General features: G+C 41.4%; 12 protein-coding genes. 6 read left to right on the top strand and 6 right to left on the bottom strand.

The window, feature by feature from the left end:
* Positions 1-101 precede the first annotated feature (101 nt).
* A complete protein-coding gene (locus PHE37_RS12380) occupies positions 102-347 on the top strand; it encodes a hypothetical protein (protein ID WP_299994333.1) in 246 nt (81 codons plus the stop codon).
* 724 nt (positions 348-1,071) lie between these two features.
* On the opposite strand, the gene PHE37_RS12375 is transcribed toward PHE37_RS12380, so the two are convergent.
* Positions 1,072-1,284 carry a hypothetical protein gene (locus PHE37_RS12375; RefSeq protein ID WP_299994331.1) on the bottom strand — a complete coding sequence of 71 codons (213 nt, stop codon included), beginning with the start codon at positions 1,282-1,284 and terminating at the stop codon, positions 1,072-1,074.
* 143 nt (positions 1,285-1,427) lie between these two features.
* Here PHE37_RS12375 and PHE37_RS12370 point away from each other — a divergent pair, with 143 nt between their 5' ends.
* Both PHE37_RS12370 and PHE37_RS12365 read left to right on the top strand, forming a co-directional pair.
* Positions 1,428-1,637 carry a hypothetical protein gene (locus PHE37_RS12370; protein WP_299994329.1) on the top strand — a complete coding sequence of 70 codons (210 nt, stop codon included), beginning with the start codon at positions 1,428-1,430 and terminating at the stop codon, positions 1,635-1,637.
* Positions 1,638-1,982: 345 nt separating this feature from the next.
* Positions 1,983-2,528: a hypothetical protein gene (locus PHE37_RS12365; protein ID WP_299994327.1), complete on the top strand. Its 546-nt coding sequence runs from the start codon at positions 1,983-1,985 to the stop codon at positions 2,526-2,528.
* Positions 2,529-2,614: 86 nt separating this feature from the next.
* On the opposite strand, the gene PHE37_RS12360 is transcribed toward PHE37_RS12365, so the two are convergent.
* Both PHE37_RS12360 and PHE37_RS12355 read right to left on the bottom strand, forming a co-directional pair.
* Positions 2,615-2,938 carry a hypothetical protein gene (locus tag PHE37_RS12360; protein ID WP_299994326.1) on the bottom strand — a complete coding sequence of 108 codons (324 nt, stop codon included), beginning with the start codon at positions 2,936-2,938 and terminating at the stop codon, positions 2,615-2,617.
* Between the two features lie 185 nt (positions 2,939-3,123).
* Positions 3,124-4,596: a tetratricopeptide repeat-containing glycosyltransferase family protein gene (locus tag PHE37_RS12355; protein WP_299994324.1), complete on the bottom strand. Its 1,473-nt coding sequence runs from the start codon at positions 4,594-4,596 to the stop codon at positions 3,124-3,126.
* 119 nt (positions 4,597-4,715) lie between these two features.
* Between PHE37_RS12355 and PHE37_RS12350 the strand changes: the two genes are divergently transcribed.
* Together PHE37_RS12350 and PHE37_RS12345 are read left to right on the top strand one after the other, a co-directional pair.
* Positions 4,716-5,243 (top strand): hypothetical protein, encoded by a 528-nt coding sequence (locus PHE37_RS12350; protein WP_299994323.1) that lies wholly within the window; start codon positions 4,716-4,718, stop codon positions 5,241-5,243.
* 13 nt (positions 5,244-5,256) lie between these two features.
* Positions 5,257-5,946: an energy transducer TonB gene (locus PHE37_RS12345; RefSeq protein ID WP_300008683.1), complete on the top strand. Its 690-nt coding sequence runs from the start codon at positions 5,257-5,259 to the stop codon at positions 5,944-5,946.
* On the opposite strand, the gene PHE37_RS12340 is transcribed toward PHE37_RS12345, so the two are convergent.
* From PHE37_RS12340 to pstS, 3 genes are all read right to left on the bottom strand, one after another.
* Positions 5,947-6,342, bottom strand: coding sequence for a hypothetical protein (locus PHE37_RS12340; RefSeq protein WP_300008681.1), 396 nt, complete (start codon positions 6,340-6,342; stop codon positions 5,947-5,949).
* Between the two features lie 111 nt (positions 6,343-6,453).
* The gene (locus tag PHE37_RS12335) at positions 6,454-7,809 is read right to left on the bottom strand and encodes a hypothetical protein (protein ID WP_299994316.1); all 1,356 of its coding nucleotides are present in this window, start codon (positions 7,807-7,809) and stop codon (positions 6,454-6,456) included.
* A 273-nt stretch (positions 7,810-8,082) separates the two neighbouring features.
* Positions 8,083-9,084: a phosphate ABC transporter substrate-binding protein PstS gene (gene pstS, locus PHE37_RS12330; protein ID WP_299994315.1), complete on the bottom strand. Its 1,002-nt coding sequence runs from the start codon at positions 9,082-9,084 to the stop codon at positions 8,083-8,085.
* Between the two features lie 143 nt (positions 9,085-9,227).
* On the opposite strand from pstS, the gene PHE37_RS12325 reads away from it, so the two are divergent.
* Positions 9,228-9,899 (top strand): PhoU domain-containing protein, encoded by a 672-nt coding sequence (locus PHE37_RS12325; protein ID WP_299994313.1) that lies wholly within the window; start codon positions 9,228-9,230, stop codon positions 9,897-9,899.
* Positions 9,900-9,905 lie beyond the last annotated feature (6 nt).

The raw sequence follows: 9,905 nt of genomic DNA, 5'->3' as shown, positions 1-9,905 counted from the left end.
CTGGCAGCTTCTTGTTTGAACTCGTCTGTATATCTCGGTGGCATTCACTTCTCCTGTCGCCTTTCGCTTCTGTCATATCGACATAATCGGCGTCTTAAAAAGTGTCTACATTTAAGGGGTCATTCCAGCGGTTTAATCTCACTCACTACAAAGACAGCGTTTATATTAACACGCCAAACATTCAGATGATCGAGAAAGTGATTATCTATAATAAGGCACTAAAGAACGGTTTAAACGCTCCATTGTGGCGCATTGAGTTTACAGTGACGATACCGAACGCCCAACACATAGCAATACCGCTTCACGATATGAAAGAGATCATAGACACCATCGAGGGGAATGTATGAACAGCAAACAGCGCAAAGCACTCGAAGCGAAAGCACGAAAGAAGATCAAGGAGATAATGAGGAAACACCCATTATTCAAAGATACGGCTATCACAGTCACGTTTAAACCCTAAGATAACCCTATGGAAATTCAACACCTTAACCCCTTGATTGTGGGGCTTATAAGTAAAAATTCAACAGCAAAAGTTCGATACAAAAACGTAGTAAAAACTTAGCAGTAAGTGGGCAAAGAAATGAACACAAAGGACACACTAAAAGCTCATTGTGTAGGGGCTTATAGAGAAAAGGAGACACTACAATGAACGCTAAAATGGGCGCACAACTCCAATTAAAAATTATGGTTCAGAACTTGAAAAAACTTGAAATCAATCTCAACATTTCTCAACACCTATTTTCTTGCTCAAACAGCAAAACGCAACACCAAAAGGGTGCTCTAATGCCGTAATTTATGGGTTATCGTAAAAAAACGCAACACTATTATTATGATTTATACAAAACAACGAATAAAGAGGCTTAAGATAGGGAGTTAAAAAGAGGTGATTTTCTCTAACCTTAAGAGCTAAAAAAAGATAAAAGCCCTATTTTGTGGGGTTTGCTCATTTAAGAGTCAATCGGCTTAAGGTTGAGATTTTACGCTCTAAACTTAAAGAGCCTATTTATAGGGATTTACTGGTTAACATAATGCGAATTATATTGGAAATAATTTATTACACAAAGAGGGTTTTTAGCCCTTATTGCGGATATTATCGACCGTATCAGCCATTATATCAAATGCTTTACTCTTTGCATAATTATCAACCCACGACGGAACCCACGACGGAACATCCCCTTTATTCCAATTAACAACAGAGTTATAGTTCATCCCTACCAATTCGGAGAACTCTTTTTTACTCAGTCCGACCGCTTTTAAACTCATTTCAAATTCGTTACTATCCACTAAAAGCCTTTATGTACATGATTAATGAGCTAAATTATAGCAAAGGTTCATTTATAATGTGTGATAGCTATTGACTTACAGCACATTTATAGTGTACTATTTTATTTAATTAGTTCACATATAATTAACAAAGGACGAATCAAATGAGAACAGATTACGAGTTGCTAAGCGACAGAATCTATGCAATAGGTCATATTACATCAGCCATAAGAGAATCAGAGCGACACGGCACTCTAACCGATGAAGGCGTAAACAGCGAAGTAACCATGATTCTCCTTGACTTATTGGGTGAGTGTGCAGAGCGTACAAAAGAACTTTATGATAAAGCGTGTGAAGCAGGGGCAAAAGTATAAAGGACCATTAATATTTTAGGAATGGGTGCAGATCAAAAAAGATTCATAAGCCCATTATGCACCCCCATTCGTAAGGGGTGAAAACCCACTGGGTTATTTTGGGTTTAATCCTCTCTCATAGCCTCGACAAGCAAGGATTATAATGTACTTTATAACGTACCTTTTTTACATAAATACCTAAAAAACATCGTAAAATAGGTATGTGTTGGTTGAGCTAGGGTCCACCAGTACACACATACTTTCAATCATCTACCATTCACTATCTCTTTTAGCCAAACAATATAGATTCGTGTTAGTTATATTCAACACCGTTTATACTCTATGTTAAAGTATAATACTCTTCTTATGAACCCATTACTCCGACGTATTCGAAACAGCTTTTTTGTTCTTCTCATTTTTCTCTATATGATTTTCGAGGAACTCATCTGGAAAAGTGCTGTTGCGCCGATCATACGATTTATTAATGCATTTCACCTCTATCGGCGTTTTTTGGACTACATTCAGTTCCAAGCCAGTCCTCTGAGTGTTTTGATCTTATTCATGGTCCCGTTTGCTGTAGGTGAAGTGATCGGTACTTTGTCTGCGATTCTGGCTGCCCAGTTGCATCTTTTAAGTGCCGGACTCCTTTATACGATGAAAATACCGCTCATTGTCGTTGCGCTCGGCATTTTGCAACACGGAAAAGAGAAACTTCTCTCCTACCGATGGTTTGCGCTGTGCTACGGCTGGGTGATGGTTCAGTTGGACAGGCTCCACAGCAGCTTGCTGTATCAGCAAGTACACTCCATACTTATCCGCCTACGTAACCGGTTTTCCAACCGTTCAGGCCATCTTAAACGCTGGATAATACGTGTCTACCGCCGTATCCGTTATTCAAGAAATAAAAGTTGACCAAAAAAAGTATAGAGAGAAAGATTCGATAGATGAATGAGGCAGTCACTCGATAACTAGGAAAGCCTAGCTATCGGGCTGAATCATCACGCCGCCATTTCTTGTTCATCAAGATGCAGATAGACTTGAAAAAATGCATCGATGTCATCAATGTGAAGTGATCTGGAAAGAAGCCATGGAGAACCGTTTTCGGCCTCATAGCTTATAAAATTGTCTTTGTCGATGTATTTCATCGGATAGAGTTCTCCGATGTCCTCGACCATGATATCAAGCGGATAGAGTAGAACATTGTCGTGTCTTAGATCCATTGTTTGCACCCATAGGGTATCCAAACTGCCCATTACATCCACTTCATCGGGTCCAAAATTCATTAATGCGACTTGTCGCATTGAAGTACCTCGAGTATTCATTGTAAATCCTTTCCGTATTTTAAAATCCAAAACGGGTGGAAATCACTCTCTTAGATTCTTTTAAATTTCTCAGTCACATTCTCTATGACCAGACTAGAAAATCATTTTGTCCTGCACTGATTGAAATATAGCACTCTATATTGATAACAAGTATTAATATTTATAGAATAGAAATAAAATCAATTTTATTTAAGTAATCGTTTCGCTACCTCATCCGATAGCGCCGAAACTATTTTCGCAACCGTATCATCCCATCCGCTTGGCGTTTTCTGTCTAAAAAGACGCATCACATTCGGATACCACGGGGAATCATCCCTATCTCGCAACCATCTCCAATCACATCCGACAAAAGGGAGCAATACCCAGCACACTTTGCCTAACGCACCGCAGAGGTGGGCAACCGAGGTATCGACACAAATCACCAAATCCAGCTGGGAAATCAGTACCGCCGTATCGGCGAAATCCTCTATCGCTCTCTCAATGATCGGCTGTTTCACCTGATTGTCACTTAACATCCCCTTTTGCAGACTCACAAAGGTCACATTCGGCACCGACCATAACGGCTCCAATGAGCCAAAACTGTGAAGAGAACGATTAGTATCATTGCCGTGTTCCGAAGATCCTTTCCACACCAAGCCTACCTTGAATCCCCCCTCAGGCAGTATCAGGTTTTCTGTAACCCATTCAGGCCGTATCTTCAGATACGGCAATCGATCGGGTATCGTCTCCAGCGTCATTTCCAAATACAACGGAACGCTTAAAAGAAAACTCCAAAAATCATGTTTTGGCGGCGTTTCTGTCACGTCTAGAATATGGTCTATCGCTGATAATTCCGAAAAAAGGCGTCGCAAAGGTTGTTTGCACATGAGCGTTATTTCTGCCCCGCGCTCTTTTAACAGTGCCGCAAATCGGATAAACTGGATATCATCCCCATACCCCTGCTCCGATACGAGTAAAATCGTTTTTCCCTCCAGCGGCTCGCCGCGCCATTGATCACATGAAAATTCGTATGCAGGAAATGAAGAGTTGACACGCGGATCGTACCGTGTTTCATACAAAGGCCACCCTTCCTTATAACGACCGAGTTCGAGGAGTAAGAACCCTAAATTGGCTTGGGTACGGACACAATCGGGTGCTATCTGTAATGCCGATTTATACGCCGATTCAGCTTCCTCGTAACGGTGCAGTTCTTTGTACATCGTTCCCAAATTTCGATAGGCCTCGGCGTACTGCGGATCGTGCGAAATCGCCTCTTTATATTCCTCTTCCGCTTTTTCAAAACGTCCCGTTTCTCTATGAAGATTGGCAAGATTGTTATAGAGTTTGGCGTCCTTCGGAGCACGTTTTATCGCTTGAGCATACACCGATTCGGATTCATCGAATCGTTTTAAATTCTTTAACAGTATCCCCAACTCATTATATGCATCAATAGCACCATCGTTCATTGCGATAGCACTGCGCCAATACTTTTCCGCTTTATCATCCCTTCCCAATGCACTGGCACTGTACGCGGCGATACTCAGCAGCAATACGCTTACCGCTTCCGGGACAACCCTCTCTATCCCAAATAACACTTCAGAATAGTTCCCTGCCTGATAGAGGGCTAATGCCTGTTCGTACACTGCATGTTGTAAAGTATCGTTTTCGGTAGTATCCATCCCTCTATTCTAGTCAATTCCAACGTGAAAATCAATTCGTGCCGCTTTATTACGGACATTAACCTTTTTGTATCAAACACTCACTATAATTACATAATTTTTTGTTCAAAAGGAACTCTATGAGATTATCTCACCTCTTAGCTTCACTCGTTCTCTCTTCTTCTATTGCTTTTGCAGCTCCGACTACACTTGCTACCGTTAACGGAAAAGCGATTACCTCTAACGATGCCAACGCCTTTTTAGCCAAAGCGATCCCGGGTATGAGTTTTGATAAACTGGATCCTAAAATGAAAAAACAAGTGGTGGATCAACTTGTGAATCAAAAGTTGATCAAAGATCAAGTCCTCAAAAGCGGTATAGAAAATACGGCTGCGTTTAAAGCGCAATACGCTGCAATCAAAGATGATCTTGCCGTCGATATGTGGATGAAACAGCAAATGGCAAAAATCACGGTAACCGATGCGGAAACCAAAGCGTTTTACGATGCTAACGGCGACAAAATGAAACAAGGGGATAAAAAACTCTCCTATGATCAAGTCAAAAAAGAGATCGCTCAATTTTTAAAAGTTGAAAAATTCAAAGCATACATGAACAAAACGACAGAATCACTCCGTGCTTCGTCCAAAGTAGAAGTTAAACTCCCGTAATCATTTGGAAAACGTGCGAACAACTCAGCCGTTTATCCTCTCAGTAGGTATTCATATCGCGCTGATCACCCTTTTTTTCGGGGGAATCAGTGTACTGCGAAAACAAGAGCCGATATTCGTAGAAAAAATCGCTCTCAAGATTTTATCTCAGCCCTCTACTCAGCCAGTAACACCTCTGGTTCAACCCAAAAAATCTGTTCCGGAACCTCCAAAGCCGACAGCCGTACCTAAATCGGTACAACCGCATGTCGTAACTCCGCCTAAAATTCAACCTGCAGTTGAAAATACTGCACCCGTACCAAAAGCCGTTATTCCTGCACCACAGCCTCCGGTACCTGTTATTGCCAAAGCATCGCTCAGCGAGCCGACAGAAGTTAAAGTACCGGCTGCGCAACCGAAAGAACAACCTCCTAAGCATCAAAAAGAAGAATACGTTTATGCCCATGCGGATAAGGTTCAGGAAATTCTAAATCAACGAAAAGTATTTCCAAAGATAGCACGAAATCTAAAACAGTCCGGAGAAGTTATCATAGCGTTTGACTTTACGCCGAGCGGTGAAGCAAACAACATCCGCATCGTTAAAAGCTCCGGCTTCGAGTCGCTCGATGATGCGGCGAAAGAATTAATAAAATCATCTGCTTCTCTCTTCCCGAAACCTCGGGAGAACGTACCGGTTACAGTACCGATCGAATATATGCGCTAATTATCCCCGCGCAGCCAATCCGAGCGCAAGGGCCTGTTCGATTTCATGTGAATATTTAGGATTTGCCTGACGAAGTGCTTTCTCAAACCGTAAAACAAGTTTGGAATCGGTGTGGGGATGGATACATAGTGATTCGAGCAGATTTTTATAGACAGGAAGCGCAGACTGTGAGATCGTTCCGAAATGGTTTACAATCATCTCAACCGCATGATTCAGCTGCGCATTGCTCGAAGCACGATTTTGGATTACGGCACTGAGCGATTCAAAGGTCTCGATTGACTCCGGAGAGGTGGATGGAGGTACTTTGCCCTTCGAACTCCATACATAAATTCCGACTAACGCGATTAGAACAAAGAGCAATCCTGCGATTGTGAATATCAAGTTGACTGTGATCATAATGGACTTACTTTTAAATTGGTTTGGGAAGTATTGTAGCGGAAAACAAATGAAGGAAAATCATTCCCGCAGATGCGGGAAGAAAAGGAGAAAGAATACGTCGTTAAAGGATTACCAGTTAACTTCGGTTGTAAGCATCCAGCTTTGTTTGTCGATCATGTCACCGACAGTTGCACCGGCATCAGTTGACAATGCACCTGCAAGGTCTGATTGTTTTGCATTTACTGTTTTACCAGAAGCAATGAATTTAACGTTTTTGTTATAGTCATATGCTACACCGTAAATGATTTGTGTACCGTCATTTACATTGTTGGTATTGTTTGCAGCATTGTTTGTATATTCTGTTTTTACGCTGTCATAGCGAGCCAATACTGTCCAGTCTTTTACCGGGCGGATTTCACCATTCACAGACCAAGTTTTAAGTTTTCTATCATTTGAGTTAGTGGTCGCATATTCATATTTTGTTACATCGTATTGTGCTGCAATCAAGAATTCAGGTTGGCTATAAACCGCGTGGAACCAATATGCATTTTTATCGTATGTTTGACTGTCATTTTGTGTTGACCCATCATACTTTTCGTCTTGGCTTCTGATACCTGCAAATGAAATATTTGCATAAGTGTCTTGATCCAATTTGTATTTACCGACTTTTTCACCGTTGCCCATTAAGTGAGCAGTCAAACGCCATTCTTCTGACAATCCAGTGCTCAATTTTTGATTCGTAGCCGGGTGATACCCTTCACCGTCAAATAGTCCAAGTTCGCTTGAGAAATATGGAGTTTTAGTTTGGAAATTCACACCAAGGTCAGCTGAGTTCATTGTATCAACTGCAAGGCTTTTACCAGTAGTAGGATTTACACTGAATTTGTCTTCCATAATAACTTTGTTGATTGAACGGTAGTACCATGAGTTATGTTCCTCATAGTCGATCCATGGACGGTGAGCAACCCCGATTTCTACACCGGTGTATGGAAGAACTTTATCAAGGTATAAGTATGCATATTTAACATACATGTTTGCATTACCGGTTGATGATTCAAGCTCATCTGTTGTATCCATTGTTACACGGAAATAATCTTTATCAGTGAAAAATGCTTTTGCTTGAAGATAGTTACGACGGAATTCGAAACCTCTAGATGTATCATTGCCTTGAGCATTGTTAGCACCGTATGTGTTACTTGTTAAACCGAAGTAATGTGTACCGCTGAAATCAAGAGTTTTAGCATGAGATTTAACGTTAACGTATTTTTTCATCCCCTCTTTGTACTCAGAAAATGCTGACTCACTGTCACGTTGAGCCATATCAACACTTTTTGCATCGATGAAATCACCCATTTCTGTACGGCCTTCACCCGGGGTCGTAAATACTTGCCCTGTTTTAGCATCTGTATAAAGTGTTAATGTATCGGCATAAACTGCACCACTCATCATTGCCGCAGCAAGGGCAGATAACGCTACTTTTTTCATAAGATTCACTCCTGTTATTTAGTGGCACCATTGTAGAAAAAATAGATTACATGCGTGTTACATTACAAAATGATTACGATAAGGAAAATAAATAATTAATAGTGGAAAAGCAACAAAAAAACTCAAGCCTGAACGCATACGCAAGGACAGACTTGAAAAACTTAAGGAATTGAAAGAAGAAGAGAGATTAAATGTGCCACTGGGGCACCTTTAAACGTACATTATACGCTTAGAGGTACCACCCCATAAGGGTGGGGGGATGAGAAATGAAATTTATTTGTTTTCTGCCCAGTATTCGCGAACAAGGTTTGTTGTTTCAACAGGAAGAGGGATATAGCCGAGTTTAACCGCTGCTGCATCACCGTTACGGTATGCGTAGTCAAAGAATTTGATTACTTCTTGGTTCGCTTCCGCTTTTTCTTTCGGCATAAGGATAAATGTAGCTGCAACGATCGGATATGTTTTATCTCCGTTTTGCATTACAAGAGAGCTATAGAAACTGTCTTTTTTGCTCCATTTTGCTTGTTTAACTGCCTCTTGGAAGTTTGCAGTACGTGCACTTACCCATTTTCCGCTCGCAGTTTGAAGCGTAGCCGCTGTAAGGTGATTTTTCTCTTTATATGCGTTTTCAACATATCCGATAGTGTAAGGAGTTTGTTTGATAAGGTTTGTTACACCCTCATTCCCTTTTCCGCCGATACCTGTTGCCCAACCGATCGCTTTACCGACACCGAATTGGCTTTTCCAGTTTTTAGACGCTTCACTCAAGAAGTCTGTAAATACATACGTAGTTCCTGATCCGTCTGAACGGTGAGCAACGATGATTTTCTCAGCCGGAAGTTTTACACCTGCATTGTCCGCTGCGATAGCTGCGTCATTCCACATAGTAATTTTACCTGCGAAGATGTCAGCAACAACGCTGTTTTTAAGTTTAAGTTGTTCATCCGCAACACCCGGGATGTTTACAACAACATCGATAGAACCGATTACCGCAGGGAATTGAAGCAATTTTGCTGCAGCAAGTTCTTTAGGAGTCATCGGAGCATCAGTTCCGCCGAAATCTACGATACGTTCAGAAATTTGTTTAATACCGCCGCCTGAACCGATTGCTTGGTAGTTAACACGAGTATGTGTCGCTTTTTGGTAGTTATACGCCCAATCATAATAACATGGTGCCGGGAATGTAGCCCCTGCTCCACTGATTTTGTCGGCGGCCATGATTGATGTCGCTGCAACTGCTGCGATTACGAAACCTTTAGTAACTTTGCTTAGCATTGGATATGTCCTTGGTATTTGATGGCGACATTGTAAAAGCTTCGGGTAACGAAACGATTACAAAGCACAAAGTCCCTCTGTAATCTCACGGTTATAAAGTAACGTTATAATCGCGCACTATCATTTACTATAAAGGCACATGAATGCTACCACGCTATGAAAACAAACTGAACGAAATCCGTGGAATGATTTCAACTCTACTATCTCAAATCATCCACTCAAGCGAAGAGACTCTCCACGCTTTCGAAAACGACAACATTGATTTGTACGAGACGTCACGGGTCTATCTCAAAAATCTTCAACTTGACGCCAATAAGATCGACAATGAAATCATCAAAACCTTTGCCCTTTTCGGTCCTGAAGCGGACGAATTACGCTTATTGGTAGCGTATTTGAAAATGACCAACGAAATCGACCGCATCGGCGATGCGGTTAAAAAATACAGCAAACGTTTGCATGACCATTGTGCCGGCGGATGCGATATGACTGTTTTAAGCAGTGCAATTGTTCAACTGCACAAAACGACTCTGCATGCGCTACAATACATTGCAGAATGTTTGCAAGACATGGAACGATGCGACGCAGATGATGTGTATCGCAAAGTCATGGTTGAAGAGTCTAAAAACGATGATCTTTTTTCAATTATGGAAAAAGAGCTTTTAACCCTGATTATCAATGCCAATGAACTCTCAATCGAATACGTCAAAGTGTTGGGAACATTGCGCAAATTGGAGCGTATCGGTGATCGTGCCGTTAATATCGCTTCGCTCATGCTCTACGCACAAAAAGGCGGAGAGATTCAACTCTACAACTAAAAGAAA

Origin of the sequence: Sulfuricurvum sp., assembly GCF_028681615.1 — a bacterium.
In the GTDB taxonomy this organism is placed as follows: Bacteria; Campylobacterota; Campylobacteria; order Campylobacterales; family Sulfurimonadaceae; genus Sulfuricurvum.
Note: the sequence above shows the minus strand (reverse complement) of the source record. Positions and strands in the feature narration are given on the sequence as shown.

Coding starts and splice junctions, on each gene's coding strand:
- PHE37_RS12370 (WP_299994329.1), top strand. CDS start 1,428: ATGAGAACAGATTACGAGTTGCTAAGCGACAGAATCTATGCAATAGGT.
- PHE37_RS12365 (WP_299994327.1), top strand. CDS start 1,983: ATGAACCCATTACTCCGACGTATTCGAAACAGCTTTTTTGTTCTTCTC.
- PHE37_RS12360 (WP_299994326.1), bottom strand. CDS start 2,938: ATGAATACTCGAGGTACTTCAATGCGACAAGTCGCATTAATGAATTTT.
- PHE37_RS12355 (WP_299994324.1), bottom strand. CDS start 4,596: ATGGATACTACCGAAAACGATACTTTACAACATGCAGTGTACGAACAG.
- PHE37_RS12350 (WP_299994323.1), top strand. CDS start 4,716: ATGAGATTATCTCACCTCTTAGCTTCACTCGTTCTCTCTTCTTCTATT.
- PHE37_RS12340 (WP_300008681.1), bottom strand. CDS start 6,342: ATGATCACAGTCAACTTGATATTCACAATCGCAGGATTGCTCTTTGTT.
- PHE37_RS12335 (WP_299994316.1), bottom strand. CDS start 7,809: ATGAAAAAAGTAGCGTTATCTGCCCTTGCTGCGGCAATGATGAGTGGT.
- pstS (WP_299994315.1), bottom strand. CDS start 9,084: ATGCTAAGCAAAGTTACTAAAGGTTTCGTAATCGCAGCAGTTGCAGCG.
- PHE37_RS12325 (WP_299994313.1), top strand. CDS start 9,228: ATGCTACCACGCTATGAAAACAAACTGAACGAAATCCGTGGAATGATT.